We start from the raw sequence: 17,032 nt of genomic DNA on the forward strand, positions 1-17,032 counted from the left end.
CTTGGTGTTCATGCCGCCCTTTGTCCGGCCAATCAGGCGTCCACGCCCCCCTTTTTCACGCCCATGCTGGTCGCTGTTCGGTGTGCCTTCAGGTAAGTGGCGTCGATCATCACAGTCTTCTTTTCGCCATGCTCGGCGGCCAGACCGGCCATCATCCGGGCGAAGATGCCCTTGTCACTCCACCGTTTCCAACGGTTGTACAGCGTCTTGTGCGGCCCATAGGCAGCAGGGGCATCGCGCCACCGTAAACCATTGCGATTGATAAAAATAATTCCACTCAACACGCGCCGATCATCAACGCGGGGTTTGCCGTGTGACTTGGGGAAGAAGGGCTCAAGACGCGCCATCTGCGCATCCGTCAGCCAGAAGAGATCAGACATGTTCACCGCTCGTTTTTCGAACTGTGAATCACGCGGCCAACCGGAAATCAATGGGTCCTGACCCTAGTCAGTCAACTAAAGCATGCGGAACGATGCCAGCGATGTCACGCTGGGTTGCCCCGACCAGCACCGCGTTGAGCGGCAGGTTCCAGGGACTTGCATTTCGAGCCTGAACGTCCGAGATGGGGGCGCGAAGCGGACGCTGCTCACCAGGAGGTAGAGTGGCGGCTCGGGGCCGGAAGCGCCATGTGCCGCATTTTCGAGTGGCCCAGGTTTCATGTCGGCTACCTGCGCATTGCTGACCGCCTGACCGCGGTCAGAGCGACGCCTTGCCCGTCAGTCGGATCATGCTTCAGTATCGGCATGCACTATTCCGCCCTGCACTTGGCGTCGGCGCCTATCCGGCCCCGTTGAGCTAATGCAGAAGCGGTCGCGCCTCGAGTGTTTCCGCGAGATCCAGCATGCGGATCACCGTTCTCAGGCTCATACGTTGGTCGCGGCCGGCCGATTGCCAGATCGCCGCGACGATCGCATCTTGCGATGCCGTTGAGAAGTTCCTCCGTTCCGACTGGCGCCCGGCGAAGGAGATCAAGTCATCCGTCCCCAGTTGAGGCAAGCGAACCAAGTGACACCTGCTCAGGAACGGCTCCGGAAGCAGCATCTGGCGGTTCGAGGTCAGCACCCAACTGATCCAAGACATGTCGAACGTGACCCGGAAGTAGGGGCAGTCCCAGCGCCGTGACGAAGCCGGCTCCAGGAGTGGCAGCAGGGCCTCGGCAAGACCATGAGACTTCCCGGAAGAGGAATGAACGGATCCGGCCTTTTCGATCTCGTCGACGATGATGATTGGATTGCCGACCAAGCTGCGCAGAATAGTCTGAAGCGGCTTCCCGGGAGTGGCGGAACTCCAGCCACGTTGAACGCCGGCGACCGCGAACCCAGCGTTCTCGTTCGTGGCCTCGACGACACTGGAGGGGACCCCCAGCATCTCCGCCAGGCGGCGTGCCCAGGCACTCTTGCCGATGCCGGGCGGGCCATCGAGGATCAGGGGCGGGATCTTCAGGATGCCATCGTCCGAATTCACGGCACGCCGCATCGCGTGCCAGACGACTTCTGTCGCCGGCGCCATCCAAGGCATCTCATCATGGAGTGCGGCGGCCAGTTCATCAGCCCGGTGCTCTGTTGGGATCGCAACAAGCCCGACGCCGTCCTTCAGCACCCCGAGGGTGTCGCGTTCATCGCGAGTCAGATGGCTCAGCTTGTCGCGGCGTTTACGGCGCAGGGTCAACTCTTTCGCCCTACAGCGGATGCGGTCGTTGACGCGCCTGTCATTCATCAGGATTTTTCGCGGAGACGCGTCCAGTTCGAGGTCGCAACCCAGGGGATGGTCGAAAGGGTTGGTTTCCGCGCTGTTCTTGCGTGCGGCGGCCTCGAGCAGCTTCCGGTGAAAGTTTCTCAGTCGGGCCTCGATCAGATCGGCGCTCTGGTCAGGCAGGCCAAGTGTGGCATCGATGAAGGGTATGCGGGGCATGGGAATCCTCGTCCGTTGCCGAAGCGGCATACGCCGCCTCGGTTTCCCCATCCGGCTGAGCAGCCAGGCGGTGGAAGGTTTCTTTGGAGAAGGACCCGGGTCTTCGGACGGAAGATGCGTAGAGGCGCCAAGGCCGTCAAGCCGAGAGTAGAAGGATCAAGAGCCCAGAGCCGGGAACAGCGTGATTTCAAAAACAAATCGACGCCAATAGGTAAGATGCTGAAAAGAAAAGAAACCACCGGCTCTCAGGGAGCCGGTGGGCTTTAATACTAAGTCAAAGTGGGCAATTTAGCCGGGTTGTGGGCTATAATTGCGGGTCGGTATATCAATAAACAACAAGTCCACCTGACCCTACGAACATTTCGAATGCCCGCAGTCGGCGCAGGTCATGCAACCCTCGACCATCCGCATCTCATAGCTGCCACACGACGGGCAGGCCGGGCCGCGGGGGCGCTCACCTACAACCACCACCTCAGCCTGAGGGTCGGATTTCAACCCCATCCCCTCGCCCTCGATGAAGCCGATCGAGATCAGATGCCCCTCGATCACCCCGCCGATCGCCGCCAGAATCGAGGGGATGTACTTGCCCTTCATCCAGGCCCCACCGCGCGGATCGAACACCGCCTTCAACTCCTCGACCACGAAAGACACATCGCCGCCGCGCCGGAATACCGCCGAGATCATCCGCGTCAAGGCCACCGTCCAGGCGTAATGCTCCATGTTCTTCGAGTTGATGAACACCTCGAAGGGCCGCCGGTGACCCGCGATGATGATGTCGTTGATCGTGATGTAGATCGCATGTTCCGATCCCGGCCACTTCAGCTTGTAGGTCAGCCCCTCCAGCGTCTGCGGACGGTCCAAAGGCTCGGACAGGTAGACGACATCGGCGCCCGCGTCGGCCTCGGGCGCGGCCTCGGTCGTCTCGCTGACCGACAGCACCGAACCGGTCACATCGTTCGGGCGGTAGGTGGTGCAGCCCTTGCAGCCGGTCTCGTAGGCTTCCAGATAGACCTCCTTGAAGGCCTCGAAGCTGATGTCCTCGGGGCAGTTGATGGTCTTCGAGATGCTCGAATCGATCCATTTCTGCGCCGCCGCCTGCATCCGCACATGATCCATCGGCGCCAGCGTCTGGGCGTTGACGAAATAATCGGGCAAGGGCACGTCGCCCTTCAGGTCGCGCCACATCTGCACGGCGTAATCGACGACCTCCTCTTCGGTGCGCGAGCCGTCCTTTTGCAACACCTTGCGGGTATAGGCATAGGCAAAGACCGGCTCGATCCCGGAACTGACGTTGCCGGCATAGAGGCTGATCGTGCCGGTCGGCGCGATCGAGGTCAGCAGCGCGTTGCGGATGCCGTGCCCGGCGATCGCCGCGCGCACGTCTTCGTCCATCTGGTGCATGTTGCCCGAGGCAAGGAATTTATCGGCATCGAACAGCGGAAAGGCGCCCTTCTCCTTTGCCAGTTCGACCGACGCCAGATAGGACGCCCGCGCGATGCGCTTCATCCACGCCTCGGTCTGCGCCGCCGCCTCCGCGCTGCCGTAGCGCAACCCCAGCATCAGCAGCGCATCCGCCAGGCCGGTCACGCCAAGCCCGATGCGGCGCTTGTTCGCGGCCTCCTCGGCCTGCTGGCGCAGCGGGAAACGGCTGGCATCCACCACGTTGTCCATCATCCGCACCGCCGTGGCGACCAGATCGTCAAGTGCCGTCTCGTCGATCGCGGCCCCCGCGCCGAACGGGTCGGTGACCAGACGGGCGAGGTTGATCGAACCCAGAAGGCAGGCGCCATAGGGCGGCAGGGGCTGTTCGCCGCAGGGGTTGGTGGCGCTGATCGTCTCGCAATAGGCGAGGTTGTTCATCGCGTTGATCCGGTCGATGAAGATCACCCCCGGCTCGGCATAATCATAGGTCGAGCGCATGATCTTGTTCCACAGATCGCGTGCGTTCAGCGTGTGATAGACCTTGCCGTCGAACTTCAACTCCCACGGGCCGTCGGCCTTCACCGCCGCCATGAAGGCATCGCTCACCAGCACCGACAGGTTGAACATCCGCAGCCGCGCCGGATCGCGCTTGGCTTCGATGAAGCTTTCGATATCGGGATGGTCACAGCGCATCGTCGCCATCATCGCACCGCGGCGCGAACCGGCCGACATGATGGTGCGGCACATCGCATCCCACACGTCCATGAACGACAGCGGGCCAGAGGCATCGGCGGCCACGCCCTTCACCTCGGCGCCGCGGGGGCGGATGGTGCTGAAATCGTAGCCGATGCCGCCGCCCTGCTGCATGGTCAACGCGGCTTCCTTCAGCATGTCGAAGATGCCGCCCATGTCGTCGGGGATCGTACCCATGACGAAGCAGTTGAACAGCGTCACCGACCGGCCGGTGCCGGCGCCCGCGGTGATCCGCCCCGCCGGCAGATACTTGAAATCCTCCAGCGCGGCATAGAAGCGTTCTTCCCAATGCGCCGTGTCCTTCTCGACCGAGGCAAGCGCGCGGGCGATGCGGCGCCAGCTGTCCTCGACCGTTGTGTCGATGGGCAGGCCGGCATCGTCCTTGAAGCGGTACTTCATGTCCCAGATCTGCGCGGCGATCGGGGCGGAGAAACGGGTCATCGGGGTATCCTTGGCTCTGGCAGGAGGGAGATCAAGATACGCGGCGCAGGCGAAAGGGTCAACGCATTGCCCCCCCGGTCGCCGCATTATATTGAGGGGTGACGGGGGAAGGCATGGCCGATTTTGTGAATCTGTTAAAGCTCTGCGTCGGCGCCGACGAAGTGCAGGACCTGCTGGGCTGGCAGGCGATGCGGCGTGCCGAAAACCCGGGCCGCCCCTTGCAGCACGTCACCCGCATGTGGCCCAAGCGCGAGGCAGAGGTGCTGGCGGGCGGATCGCTTTACTGGGTGTTCAAGGGGGTGATCGGCGCGCGGCAGCGCATCACCGGGATGGAAGAACGTATCGGCGCCGACGGGGTACGCCGCTGCGCGCTGATCCTCGACGACGCGGTGATCCGCACCGAACCGGCACCGCGCCGCCCATTCCAGGGCTGGCGTTACCTGGCCGCACAGGACGCGCCGCGCGATCTTCCCACGGGTCGAGCCGAGGAAGAGGATCTGCCCCCCGAACTCGCCGCCGCCCTGGCCGAGATCGGCCTGCGCTGACCCCGCCTTCCGCTTGCGCCCTCGCCGCCCGGTCCCCGCCCACGTCGCCGCCCCGGCGGCCGCACCCCGCGCGGTCTGGGGCGCGCCCGGCGCGGGTTAGGGCGGATTCGGCTAGATCTGCTTTTCGGGCATTTGAACGACCAGCCCATCCAGCGCGTCGGTCACGCGCAATTGGCACGTCAGACGCGACCGCACCGGATCAGGTTCATAGGCGAAATCAAGCATGTCCTCTTCCATCGGCTCGCGCGGCGGCAGCTTTTCGACCCACTCGGGATGAACATAAACATGGCAGGTAGAGCAAGCGCAGGCCCCACCGCAATCGGCCTCGATGCCTGGCACGCCATTGTCGCGCGCACCCTCCATGACCGTCAGCCCGTTCGGGACCTCCAGCACATGTTCCTTGCCGTTGAATTCGATATAGGTGATCTTCGCCATGACGTCCTCGGCAGCCCGCTCATTTTTCAGTCGCGTCTTAGGCGAAAGCGGCGCGGGTTTCCAGAGGGACCGGCACACCATGGCGGGCGCGCTGCGGCAAAGCTTTCCTGGCGGGCGACAAGCGACTAAGCTGCGCGAAATCGGGGCAATACCGGCGAGCAGATGATCCGACCCTTCCTGATCGGGCTTAGCGCCCTTGCGCTGACCGCCTGTGCCCCGCCAGCGGGTCCGCGCGACGTCGAGGCCGGCCCCAAGGATATCGACGGCTATTCGCTGGCCTCGGAGATCGTGCACCGCAGCCAGCCCGGGCCGCCTTCGACCGTACCGGGGCAATGCTGGACACATACCACCCTGCCCGCGGTGATCGAGACCGTCAGCGAACATGTGGAAACCGCCCCGGGGGTGTTTCGCTCGGTCACCGACCAAAGGATCGTGCAGAACAGCCGCGACATCTGGTTCCGGTCGCCCTGCCCGGCGACGATGACCGCCGATTTCATCGCCTCGCTGCAACGGGCGCTGAAGGCGCGCGGGCTTTACAACGCGCCGCTGACCGGGGAAATGGATGGCCCCACCCGGCGCGCCGTGCGGCGCTACCAGGCGCCGCTGGGGCTGGACACCGACAAGCTGTCTCTCGGCGCGGCACGAGAACTGGGCCTTGCCACCTACAGCCTGTGGGACCTGCGCCACCAAGACGACTGACCGCGCCGCCCCCGCCCGAAGCGCCACCTCCGTGCCAGGGGTCTCATGTGCCGTCGCCATCGTCGCGTGCACCGATGCCGGCCCAGCAGCGGGCCCGCAGAGGATTTCCGCCAAGGCGAAGGCGAAAGAGCCTCCGCTTTCATTGTTCTTCAAATACGCCGGAGGTGCGGGGGCAGCGCCCCCGCCCCTACTTGCCCACCGACAACGCGACGAAGCGCGGCTCGCCATTGCGACGGATCAACACCAGAAGCGACTTGCGGCCGGCACGCCGGGCCTCGTCGATCCTGTTCTTGAAATCGGCAATCGAGGCAACCGGCGCCTGGCCGGCCTCGGTGATCAGATCGCCTTCGCGCAGGCCCTTGGCATAGGCTTCGCTGCTTTCGTCCAGCCCGACGATGACGATGCCCTGCATGTCCGGGGTCAGGCCCATCTTGTCGCGCAGCTCCGCGGTAAGCGGGCTCAGCGTCATGCCCAGAGCCTTCGTCTCGGCCGGTTCGGGCGCCTTGGTCGGCTTCTTCGCCGCGCCGCTGTCCTGCTCGGCCGATTCTCGGCGGCCCAGCTTGACATCCAGGGTCATCGTCTTGCCGTCGCGGAACACCACGATCGGCACCACCTGATCTTCATTCGCATCCGCAACCATGCGCACCAGATCGCGGGTGTCGGCAACCTCCTTGCCATTGAAGCGCTGGATCACGTCGCCCGGCTTTATCCCACCCTTCTTCGCGGGGCCCTCGGGCACGTCGGTGACCAGGGCGCCCGCGGCCTTCGGAAGCCCCATCGCCTCGGCCATGTCCGATGTCACGTTCTGGATCCGCACGCCCAGCCAGCCGCGCCGCGTCTCGCCATATTTGCGCAGCTGGTCCACGACCTTCACGACCACGTTCGACGCCATCGAGAAACCGATCCCGATAGAGCCGCCGTTGGGCGACAGGATCGCGGTGTTCACGCCGATCACCTTGCCCCCCATGTCGAACAGCGGCCCGCCCGAATTGCCCCGGTTGATCGCCGCGTCGGTCTGGAAATAATCGTCATAGGTGCCGCTCAGCGCCCGGTTGCGGGCGGAAATGATGCCCGCGCTGACAGAAAAGCCCTGGCCAAGCGGATTGCCCACCGCCAGCACCCAATCGCCCACACGCACGTCGTCGCTATTGCCGAAACTGACGAACGGCAATGGCTTGTCCGCCTTGATCTTCAGCAGCGCGATGTCGGTCTTGGGATCGGTGCCGATCACCTTAGCCTCGTAGTGATCGCCGTCCTTGAACTCGACCCGGATGTCATCGGCGCCCTCGATGACGTGGTTGTTGGTGACGATGTAGCCGTCTTCCGAGATCACGAACCCCGAGCCAAGCGCCTGGCTGCGCCGCGGTCGCTGCTTACCGTTCTGATCCATGAAATTGTTGAAGAAGTCCTCGAATGGGGACCCCTTTGGCACGATCGGCGCGTTGTCGGCCGAGGCCGCCACCATGGTCGAGGTGGTGATATCCACCACCGCCGGGCTGACCTTGGCGACCAGATCGGCAAAGCCCTCGGGCGTGCCCCGGGCCTGCGCCGAAAGTGCCTGCGCGAACAGCAAGGCCAGACCAAGGACAAGCGCCGTCACCCATTGCGCGACGACCCAGGCGCGGGCGGGATCAGGGGCCAGACGGGGATAAGCCTTGGATTGCACGGAGGGCTCCTTCTTCAATTGATCCGTCGCGGGGTGCGGTCTTTAGCATACACCTCTTGGCGCCTCGGTACATCGTTTCGGATGTCGCGGCGGCCGCTTTTGTCAGCCCGCCGTGGGGGCGGTTGGCGCATCATCGCCGAGGATGGCGCGGGACACCGGCGCGCCGCCTAGCGCGCATAGGCACCGACAAGCGCGATCAGCGTCACCCCCACCGCCAGCGTGGCCAGGCCCAGATAGCGGCGCGCATCGACCGACAGCATCGACAACATCGCCATCGCCTGTTCGATGCGCCGAGGGGCCAGCGCGAAGACCAGCCCCTCTACCACCAGAACGATGCCGATGGCGCGCAGCAGCTCGCTCACGGCTTCGGCGCCGCCGACTGTTGCGCCGCCCCGCCCGACGACGTTGCGGGCATGGGCATCGGCATCGGGACCGGCGCCTTCGTGCCGGGCGCGGGCGTCCGGCCGGCCGATGCCTGGCCGCGATCGGTGTTGAGATAATCGAAGAACTCGTTGTCGGGGGTCATCACGATCGTCGTGTTCGAGCCCTTCAACGCCTCTTCATATGTTCTAAGCGACCGGGTGAAGGCGAAGAATTCCGGATCCTTGCCGAAGGCCGCCGCGTAGACCGCGTTGCGCTTCGCGTCGGCCTGGCCGCGGATCACGTCGGCCTTCTTCTGCGCCGCCGAGGTCAATTCCAACGCGGTGCGGTCGGCGGTGGCGCGGATGGTCTGCGCCGCCTCCTTGCCGCGGGCGATCTCGTCGGCAGCCTCGCGCTCGCGCTCGGCCTTCATGCGCGCATAGGTGGCCGAAAGGTTCTGATCGGGCAGGTCGGTGCGTGTCAGCCGCACGTCGATCACGTCGATGCCCAGCGATTTCGCCGCTTTCTGCCGCGCCACGTCGCGGATCTGGTTCATCAGCGGCGTGCGATCATCCGACAGCACCGCGTTCGAAGGCACCTGCCCCAGAACGCCGCGGATCGCGTCGATCAGCGTGTCTTGCAGGCGTTTTTCCGCAAGCGGAATGCCGACGGCGCCGGTTGCCTCGCGGAAGGCCACCAGATTGGTGATCTTCCAGCGCGCGAAGGCATCGACCACAAGGCGGCGATCGTCGCTGGGGGTGACTTCCAGCGGCGGGGTCGACAGGCCGCGGATCCGGCCATCATAGTAAACCACCGACTGCACGAAGGGCAGCTTGAAGTAGAGACCCGGTTTTTCCACGGTCTTCACCACGGCGCCGAACTGCAGCACCAGGGCCTTGTAGCGCGGATCGACGATGAAGATCGACGACAGGCCCAGGGCGATCAGGATCACCAGCGCGGGCAGGACATAGGCGAGTTTACGCATCTCAGTTCCCTCCCGACTTGGGTTGCGCGGCCGCATGGCCCTTGGGCATCAGATCGTTGAGCGGCAGATAGGGCACCAGCCCCGGGTTGGCGGTTCCGCCGCCCCCCACACCGTCGAGGATCACCTTGTTCATATCGCCCAGAACCCGGCCCATCGTATCGAGGTACATCCGCTTGCGGGTGACCTCGGGGGCCTTGACGTATTCGGCGTAGATCGAGTCGAAGCGGCTTGCCTCGCCCTCGGCCAGGTTGACCACCTTGGCGCGGTAGCCCTCGGCCTCCTGCACCAGCTGCGCGGCCTGGCCGCGCGCGGCGGCGACGGCCTTGTTGGCATAGGCGTCGGCCTCCTTCTCCAGCCGGTCGCGTTCCTGCTGCGCGGCCTGCACCTGACGGAAGCTGTCGATCACCTCCTTGGGCGGATCGGCCTTGTCGAGGTTCACCCGGATGATGCTGATCCCCGCGCGGTAGCTGTCGAGGGTCTTCTGTACCGCCGATTTCAGCTCATCCGCGATTGCCTTGCGGTCCTTATTGAGGATCGGCGCCAGGTCGGTGCGGGCGATGATGTCGCGCATCGCGGATTCCGACACCGCGCGCACCGTGTCGGCGGGATCGGCGATGTTGAACATGTAATGCTCGGGGTTCGAGATGTTCCAGACCACCTGATAGCGCACATCGACGATGTTCTGGTCCTGGGTCAGCATCAGGCCGGAATCGTTGCTTCCCGCCGCGCCGCCGCCGATATCGGTCGAACGTTCCGCCGTCACCGGCACGACCGTCGCGGTCATCAAGGGCCAGGGCACGAAGTTCAGACCCGGATCGCCGATGCCGGCATATTGGCCGAGGAACACCTTGACCAGCCGGTCCTCCTGCTTGACCTGGTAGAGCGAGGCGTAAAGCCAGATCAGCGCCAGCAACAGCGCGCCGATCAGCAGATAGGCCGGGCTGAACGGATTGCCGCCCTGCCCCGACCCGTGACCGCCCGTGCCATTGCCGCGCCCGCCCATCAGCACGCGCAGCTGTTCCTGGCCCTTCTTCATGATCCTGTCGATTTCGGGGATCTGAGGGCCGTCGCCCGGGCGGCGCCCGCCGCGATCCCGATCTCTGTCCCGCTCCCTGTCGTGGTCGTCGTCGCCGCCGCCACCGCCCCAGGGTCCCCCGTTATTGCCCGCCATCTGGCTTCCTTCTGTTCGTCATCGCATCTTCACGTCTGCGTGAAACTTGGGCACGCAGGGCGCGAATTCAAGCTTTCCTGACCGGGGTCTTCATGGTGACCAGTTCCTCGGCCATGGTCGGATGAACCGCCACCGTGCGGTCAAAGTCTTCTTTTGTTGCGCCCATCTTGAGCGCGATCGCCGCCAACTGGATCATCTCGCCGGCCTGGGGCGCGACGATATGGCACCCCAGAACCTTACGCGTTTCGGCACTGACCACCAGCTTCATCAAGACGCGATCCCGGCGGCCGGCAAACAGCGACTGCATCGGCCGAAAGGCGGTCTGGTAGATCTCGACCGCCTCCTGATCGCGCGCGTCTTCCTCGCTGAGGCCGACGGAACCGAATTCGGGCTGGGTGAACACCGCGCTTGCCACCAGTTCATGATCGGCCTTGGTGGGCTTGCCGGCAAACACCGTCTGGGCAAAGGCCTGACCCTCGCGGATCGCCACCGGGGTCAGCGCGATGCGGTCGGTCACGTCGCCCACCGCATAGATCGAGGGCACCGAGGTCTGGCTGTAGTCGTCCACCTTGATCTCTCCGCGCCGGCCCAGTTCGACCCCCAGGTCCTGCAGCCCCAGGCCGTGGCTGTTGGGCGTGCGGCCGGTGGCATACATCACCGCGTCGAAGACCCGTTCCTGCCCGTCGGTCGAGGCCACCTTGATCCCGCCATCGACCTTTTCCATGCGCAGCACATCGGTGCCGCAATGGATGCGGATGCCGTTGTCACGCATCGCCTCGGCGACATGGCCGCGGCATTCGCCGTCAAAGCCGCGCAGGATCTGGGCGCCTCGGTAATATTGCGTCGCCTCCACCCCAAGCCCGTTCAGGATGCAGGCGAATTCGCTGGCGATATAGCCGCCGCCGACGATCAGGATGGACTTCGGCAGCGCATCGAGCAGGAAGATGTCGTTCGAGGTGATCGCCAGTTCGGCGCCCTCGAAATCGGGCACGAAAGGGTGCCCGCCGGTCGCCACGAGGATATGCTTGGCGGTGATCTCGGTTCCGTCGGCCAGCCGCACCCGGTGCGGATCGGCAACCACGGCGCGCTGATCGTAGATCGTGACGCCCGCCTTCTCCTGCCCCGAGCGGTAGGCCGCCTCCAGCCGGTCCAGCTCTGCGTCCAGCGCCTTGCGGAACTTCTTCCAGTCGAAGCCGCCGATCCGCGCGTCCCAGCCGTAGGCGCGCGCGTCTTCGACCGCCCCGGGATATTCCGAGGCGAAGACCATCAGCTTCTTGGGTACGCAGCCGCGGATCACGCAGGTGCCACCCAGCCTATATTCCTCGGCCAGGGCGACGCGTGCACCGCCTTCGCTCGCCGCGATCCGCGCCGCGCGCACCCCGCCCGAGCCACCGCCGATGACAAAGAGATCGTAGTCGAAAGTCATGTCGTTCCTGCTGTTCTGCCGCGCCGGTCGGCCAATCGCCTAGTCGCCGAGATCGGCAAAGACGTTGTCGGTGGGCGCGAATTCGATGCGGTCTTCCTCGACCGTGCCCTGATTGATGTCGCGGGTCTCGACCTTGCCGTCGCCATGGCCGATCACCACGATGTCGCAGATGTCGATGAACAGCCCGTTCTCGACCACGCCGGGGATCTGGTTCATCACCAGCGCCATCTGCCGCGCATTGCCGATCCGGCCCAGATGCAGGTCGATGATGTAATTGCCCTCATCCGTGACATAGGGCGCATCGCCGTTCATGCGCAGCGTCGCGGCCCGGCCCAGCACGTCAAGGCTGACCAGCGTCTCCTCGATCAGCGCCTTGGTGGTCTGCCAGCCGAAGGGCACCACCTCGATCGGCAGCGGGAAGGCGCCCAGTTGAGAGACCTCCTTCGCCGCATCGGCGATCACGATCATCTGGTCGCTGGCGGTGGCGACGATCTTTTCCTGCAACAGCGCGCCGCCGCCGCCCTTGATCAGGTTCAACTGGCCGTCGAATTCATCCGCGCCGTCGATCGTCAGATCCAGCCACTTGGCCTCATCCAGGCCGACCACGGTGATGCCGCATTGCCGCGCCAGATCGGCGGTGCGGCTGGAGGTCGGGACACCGGTGATGCGGTAGCCTTCCTCGCGCACCAACTCGCCCACGCAGCGCACCATCCAGGCGGCGGTCGATCCGGTGCCAAGCCCCAGGCGCATACCGTCCTCGACGAATTCCACCGCCCGCTTGGCGGCAACGAATTTGGCCTTGTCGATCGGCGAAAGCTCTGCGGCCATGAATGTCTCCGTAGCAGGGTTTGTGCGGTTATAGGCAATCGCGCGCCGAGGGGCGAGGGGGAATTGCCGCGATCGCGCCCCGGGGCCGCGATGTCACGCGGGATGTGACGCATGGCGCCCGGGCTTGCGTGAAATCAGGCCCGCCCCCCCGTGACCTGCGGCGCGATTCGGGCCACAAGGGCGAAAACAGGAGTCGCCATGTATCTTTTGCATTACGCCCCGGACAATGCCTCGCTGATCATCCGCTTCGCGCTGGAGGAGATGGGCCAGCCCTACCAGACCAAGCTGGTGAACCGCGCGGTGCGCGAGCAGGACGGCCCCGAGTTCCGCGCGCTGAACGAGATCGGCCTGATCCCGGTGCTGGAAACCCCGCAAGGCGCGCTGTCCGAGACCGGCGCCATCCTGCTGTGGCTTTCGGAAACCCATGCCGCCATGGCCCCGCAGCCCGGCGCGCCCGACCGCGGCGCCTTCCTGAAATGGCTGTTCTACACCTCGAACACCCTGCATGCCGATCTGCGGATGCTGTTCGCGCCGCGCAAATACGCCCCGCCCGAACACCGCGCGCAGGAGATGCACATCGAGGCCGCGACCGCCCGCCTGCTGCGCGCCTATGGGCTGATCGACCGGCTCGGCGCCCAGGGGCACGGCTGGCTGGATCCCGATCATCCTTCGGTTCTGTGCTGCTATCTGGCGTTGCTCTTGCGCTGGCCGCAACTCTATCCCTACGACGCCGATCACGACTGGTTCGACCTCGACGATTTCCCCTTCCTGCAGAAGATGGCCGCCCGGCTGGAAACCCGCCCCGCCTTCCTGCGCGCGGCCAAGGCCGAAGGTCTGGGCCCGACGCCGCTGTCCGCACCGCGCCACCCCACCCCGCCAGAGGGCAGCGCGACCTGACCGAAACGGCCGCAAAGCGTCGTTTTCCCGCTGGTAACCCGGCGCGCCGCGCCGCAAGGTCGGGCCGCGCAGCAGGAGGCAAAACCTTGTTCCTATCCGTCTTCGACGTCTTCAAGATCGGCATCGGCCCCTCGTCCAGCCACACCATGGGGCCGATGGTGGCGGCAGGGCGGTTTCTCGACATGCTGCGCGCCTCACCGTTCCAGGCCAAGGGGCTGCGGGCCTCGCTGCATGGCTCGCTCGCCTTCACCGGGGTGGGCCACGCGACCGACCGCGCCACCATCCTGGGCCTCGCCGGCTTTCAGCCCGACAGTTACGACGCCCAGAAGGCCGAGGCCGCCCTGACCCAGATCCGCGCCAGCGGGCGGGTGGCGCCCCCGGGCCTACCCGAACTGGCATTCGCCCCCGAAAGCGATCTGATCTTCGACTACGACACCCCCCTGCCCGGCCATGCCAATGCGATGGTGTTGATGGCCACCGACGCCCAGGGCGACGTGCTGATGCGCGAGGTGTTCTATTCGATCGGCGGCGGCTTCGTGCTGACCGAGGCCGAGTTGAACGCCCTGCCCGCCGAGAAGGTCAATGCGCGCTCGCCCGTGCCCTATCCGTTCCGCTCCGGCGCCGAGATGCTGGAGATGGCCGCGCGTTCGGGCCGCTCGATCGCGCAGATGAAGCGGCTGAACGAACGGGTCTTCCACTCGGAGGGCGAGATCGACGCGGGCCTCGCCCGGATCTGGCAGGTCATGTCGGCCTGCATCGACCGTGGCCTGTCCACCACCGGCATCCTGCCCGGCGGGCTGCAGGTGCGCCGCCGCGCCCAGGGCATCCACGCGGCCCTTGAGGCCGAGCGCGGGATGAACCTGACCGCCCCCCATGTCATCAACGACTGGATGAGCGTCTACGCCATGGCGGTGAACGAGGAAAACGCCGCCGGTGGCCAGGTGGTCACGGCACCCACCAACGGCGCGGCCGGGGTGGTGCCGGCGGTGATCCGCTATTGGCTGGATCACGTCCCCGGCGCCACGCCCACGCGGATCCCCGATTTCCTGCTGACCGCCGCGGCAATCGGCGGCCTGTGCAAGGTGAACGCCTCGATCAGCGGGGCGGAATGCGGCTGTCAGGCCGAGGTCGGATCGGCCGCCGCGATGGCTGCGGCGGGGCTCGCGGCGGTGCTGGGCGGCACGCCCGAGCAGGTCGAGAACGCCGCCGAGATCGCGTTGGAGCATCATCTGGGCATGACCTGCGACCCGGTAAAGGGGCTGGTGCAGGTGCCCTGCATCGAACGCAACGGACTGGGCGCGATCAAGGCGGTGTCGGCCGCGTCGCTGGCGCTGCGCGGCGACGGGCAGCATCTGGTCAGCCTGGACGCCTGCATCGAGACGATGCGTCAGACCGGCCGCGACATGCACGAGAAATACAAGGAAACCTCGCTGGGCGGTCTGGCGGTGAACGTGCCGAACTGCTGACGCGGCGCGCTCCGGGGGAGAACCGGGAAGCGAGTATTTTTGCCAAGATGAACGGGGGGCCGACCCCGCGAAGGCGGCTAGCGTTCGGCCTTCATCCGCCAGGGGCCGTCTTCCTCGGACCAGTATTGGGCCGAGGCGCCGGCCTCGGTCAGGGCCTTCCACTGCGCCCGCGCGCGGCCCAGAGCGTCGGGGTCGTTGCCGTCAAAGAGGATGCAGACGCGTTCCAGCGCGGCGACCTCTTCGGCGGTGACATCGGCGCCGTCGATCGCCATCACGCAGGCCGCGCCGTTGGGCGCTTCGGGCGCGGTGGTCAGCAGGACGGGCTGGTCGGCGTCGTGCGGCCCGCCCGCCAGGCCATGCGGCAGAAAGCCCTCTTCCGGGCCAAGCCACAGCTTTTCGTCAAGCCAGCGCATCCGCGCCGCCTCGGTGCCGCGGATCGCCACCCGCCAGCCGGCCTCCAGCGACTTGCCCACCAGCATCGGCAGCGCAGCCTCCACCGCCGAGCGGGTCAGATGGTAGAAGCGCGCCGCCCCCACCTCAGCCCTCGTACCTGTCCCGCACCAGCCGGTCGAGCGCCATCACCCCCCAGCCGGTCGCGCCCTTGGGCGACAGCGGCAGATCGGATTTCACCAGCGCGGTGCCGGCGATGTCGAGATGGATCCAGGGCGTGCCTTCCTTGATGAAGCGCTGCAGGAACTGCGCCGCGGTGATCGAGCCCGCGGGCCGGCCGCCCACGTTCTTCATGTCGGCGATGCGCGATTTCAGCAACTTGTCATAGGCCGCGCCCAGCGGCATCCGCCAGGCGCCCTCGCCCTCGGCCTTCGCGGCCGCCAGGAAGGCCTCGCAGAAGGCGTCGTCATTGGAAAAGACGCCGGTGTTCTCATGCCCCAGCGCGATGATGACCGCGCCGGTCAGGGTGGCCAGGTCGATCACGCCCGAAGGCTTGAAGCGTTCCTGCGCGTACCAAAGCACATCGGCCAACACCAGGCGGCCCTCGGCGTCGGTGTTGATCACCTCGACCGTGTCGCCCTTCATCGACACGACCACGTCGCCCGGACGCTGGGCACGCCCGTCGGGCATGTTCTCGACCAGGCCCACCAGGCCCACGACATTGGCCCGCGCCTTGCGCAGCGCCAGCGTGCGCATCACGCCCGCCACGGTGCCCGCGCCGCCCATGTCCATGGTCATCTCTTCCATGCCGGCCGCGGGCTTGATCGAGATGCCGCCGGTGTCGAACACTACGCCCTTGCCCACCAGCGCCAAGGGCGCCTCGTCCTTCTTGCCGCCCATCCACTGCATCACGACGACCTTCGAGGGGCTGTCGGATCCCTGGCCGACGCCCAGAAGCGCCCCCATGCCCAGCTCTTCCAGGTCGTCCTCTTCCAGGATCTCGACCTCAAGGCCAAGCTCCTGCATCGCGGCCAGCCGGGCGGCGAAATCGTCGGTGGTCAGGATGTTGGCGGGCTCGTTCACCAGATCGCGGCTGAAGAACACGCCCTCGGCCAGCGCCGCCAGCGGCGCGGCGGCGGCGGCCACCGCTTCGGGTTTCGTCACCATCATGGTGACCGGGCCAAGGGGCTTCGGCTCGGCGGTCTTGTGATCTGCGAAATCGTAATCGCGCAGCGCCAGCCCGAAGGACAGGTCATGGGCGCGCGGGTGCGACCCCGCCAGCACCAGATTGCCGCCCTCGGCGCGCTTCGCCCCGATCACGCCACCGGCGCGGCGGGCCAGATCGGCCGGCGCCTTGCGGTCGAGCTTGATCACCTGCACCGCCGCCGCGGCCAGGCCCGACGGATAGGCCAGATCGCAGCCCTCGGCCGCGCCCAGCGCGGCGAAGGCCTTGCTGTCGACGAACCGCGCCAACGCGCCCTTCATCTGCCGGTTCAGACGCCGCGCTGGCGCGGACAGCTTGCCATCGGCATCGATCAGCACCGAAATCCGCCCCGGATGGGTGGCGATCGCGTCAAGGTCGGTCTCGGTGAACTGGATGGCGGCCGGTGCGGTCATGGCAGGGTCCTTGATCTGGT

General features: G+C 66.0%; 15 protein-coding genes and 1 pseudogene. 4 read left to right on the forward strand and 12 right to left on the reverse strand.

Going from position 1 to position 17,032, the window contains the following annotated elements; genetic code table 11:
• The 3 genes and pseudogenes from BLV97_RS16360 to BLV97_RS16370 all read right to left on the reverse strand — a co-directional run.
• A pseudogene (locus BLV97_RS16360) lies at positions 1-380 on the reverse strand (IS5 family transposase); the annotation flags it as partial.
• 415 nt (positions 381-795) lie between these two features.
• Positions 796-1,911, reverse strand: a complete 1,116-nt coding sequence (locus BLV97_RS16365) for an AAA family ATPase (protein ID WP_035838343.1) — start codon at positions 1,909-1,911, stop codon at positions 796-798.
• Positions 1,912-2,262: 351 nt separating this feature from the next.
• The gene (locus tag BLV97_RS16370; protein WP_035838344.1) at positions 2,263-4,527 is read right to left on the reverse strand and encodes an adenosylcobalamin-dependent ribonucleoside-diphosphate reductase; all 2,265 of its coding nucleotides are present in this window, start codon (positions 4,525-4,527) and stop codon (positions 2,263-2,265) included.
• Between the two features lie 113 nt (positions 4,528-4,640).
• Here BLV97_RS16370 and BLV97_RS16375 point away from each other — a divergent pair, with 113 nt between their 5' ends.
• Positions 4,641-5,072, forward strand: coding sequence for a DUF1489 family protein (locus tag BLV97_RS16375; protein ID WP_035838346.1), 432 nt, complete (start codon positions 4,641-4,643; stop codon positions 5,070-5,072).
• A 111-nt stretch (positions 5,073-5,183) separates the two neighbouring features.
• Here the strand turns inward: BLV97_RS16375 and BLV97_RS16380 are convergent, their stop codons facing one another.
• Entirely contained in the window at positions 5,184-5,507 is a 324-nt protein-coding gene (locus BLV97_RS16380) for a 2Fe-2S iron-sulfur cluster-binding protein (protein WP_035838348.1), read from the reverse strand.
• 162 nt (positions 5,508-5,669) lie between these two features.
• On the opposite strand from BLV97_RS16380, the gene BLV97_RS16385 reads away from it, so the two are divergent.
• A complete protein-coding gene (locus BLV97_RS16385) occupies positions 5,670-6,206 on the forward strand; it encodes a peptidoglycan-binding domain-containing protein (RefSeq protein WP_051645843.1) in 537 nt (178 codons plus the stop codon).
• 187 nt (positions 6,207-6,393) lie between these two features.
• Here the strand turns inward: BLV97_RS16385 and BLV97_RS16390 are convergent, their stop codons facing one another.
• The 6 genes from BLV97_RS16390 to rpiA all read right to left on the reverse strand — a co-directional run bounded on the left by BLV97_RS16390 (position 6,394) and on the right by rpiA (position 12,642).
• Positions 6,394-7,872, reverse strand: coding sequence for a DegQ family serine endoprotease (locus BLV97_RS16390; RefSeq protein ID WP_035838349.1), 1,479 nt, complete (start codon positions 7,870-7,872; stop codon positions 6,394-6,396).
• A 167-nt stretch (positions 7,873-8,039) separates the two neighbouring features.
• Positions 8,040-8,234: a DUF2065 domain-containing protein gene (locus BLV97_RS16395; protein ID WP_035838351.1), complete on the reverse strand. Its 195-nt coding sequence runs from the start codon at positions 8,232-8,234 to the stop codon at positions 8,040-8,042.
• Positions 8,231-9,217 (reverse strand): protease modulator HflC, encoded by a 987-nt coding sequence (hflC, locus tag BLV97_RS16400; protein WP_081824898.1) that lies wholly within the window; start codon positions 9,215-9,217, stop codon positions 8,231-8,233. The genes BLV97_RS16395 and hflC overlap by 4 nt, the downstream gene beginning before the upstream one ends.
• 1 nt (position 9,218) lies before the next feature.
• Positions 9,219-10,388 carry an FtsH protease activity modulator HflK gene (gene hflK, locus BLV97_RS16405; RefSeq protein WP_035838353.1) on the reverse strand — a complete coding sequence of 390 codons (1,170 nt, stop codon included), beginning with the start codon at positions 10,386-10,388 and terminating at the stop codon, positions 9,219-9,221.
• A gap of 67 nt (positions 10,389-10,455) precedes the next feature.
• Positions 10,456-11,814, reverse strand: coding sequence for a glutathione-disulfide reductase (gor, locus tag BLV97_RS16410; protein WP_035838355.1), 1,359 nt, complete (start codon positions 11,812-11,814; stop codon positions 10,456-10,458).
• Between the two features lie 39 nt (positions 11,815-11,853).
• Positions 11,854-12,642 (reverse strand): ribose-5-phosphate isomerase RpiA, encoded by a 789-nt coding sequence (rpiA, locus tag BLV97_RS16415; RefSeq protein ID WP_035838357.1) that lies wholly within the window; start codon positions 12,640-12,642, stop codon positions 11,854-11,856.
• Positions 12,643-12,840: 198 nt separating this feature from the next.
• Here rpiA and BLV97_RS16420 point away from each other — a divergent pair, with 198 nt between their 5' ends.
• Both BLV97_RS16420 and BLV97_RS16425 read left to right on the forward strand, forming a co-directional pair.
• Positions 12,841-13,539 carry a glutathione S-transferase family protein gene (locus tag BLV97_RS16420; RefSeq protein WP_035838359.1) on the forward strand — a complete coding sequence of 233 codons (699 nt, stop codon included), beginning with the start codon at positions 12,841-12,843 and terminating at the stop codon, positions 13,537-13,539.
• Positions 13,540-13,625: 86 nt separating this feature from the next.
• A complete protein-coding gene (locus tag BLV97_RS16425) occupies positions 13,626-15,005 on the forward strand; it encodes an L-serine ammonia-lyase (protein WP_035838361.1) in 1,380 nt (459 codons plus the stop codon).
• A 77-nt stretch (positions 15,006-15,082) separates the two neighbouring features.
• Here BLV97_RS16425 and BLV97_RS16430 read toward each other — a convergent pair whose 3' ends face one another.
• Together BLV97_RS16430 and BLV97_RS16435 are read right to left on the reverse strand one after the other, a co-directional pair.
• Positions 15,083-15,541 carry a DNA polymerase III subunit chi gene (locus BLV97_RS16430; RefSeq protein ID WP_035838363.1) on the reverse strand — a complete coding sequence of 153 codons (459 nt, stop codon included), beginning with the start codon at positions 15,539-15,541 and terminating at the stop codon, positions 15,083-15,085.
• 1 nt (position 15,542) lies between these two features.
• Positions 15,543-17,012, reverse strand: a complete 1,470-nt coding sequence (locus BLV97_RS16435; protein WP_035838365.1) for a leucyl aminopeptidase — start codon at positions 17,010-17,012, stop codon at positions 15,543-15,545.
• Between the last annotated feature and the right edge of the window lie 20 nt (positions 17,013-17,032).

The sequence above is a fragment of the Allgaiera indica genome, assembly GCF_900106675.1.
Classification (GTDB): Bacteria; Pseudomonadota; Alphaproteobacteria; order Rhodobacterales; family Rhodobacteraceae; genus Acidimangrovimonas; species Acidimangrovimonas indica.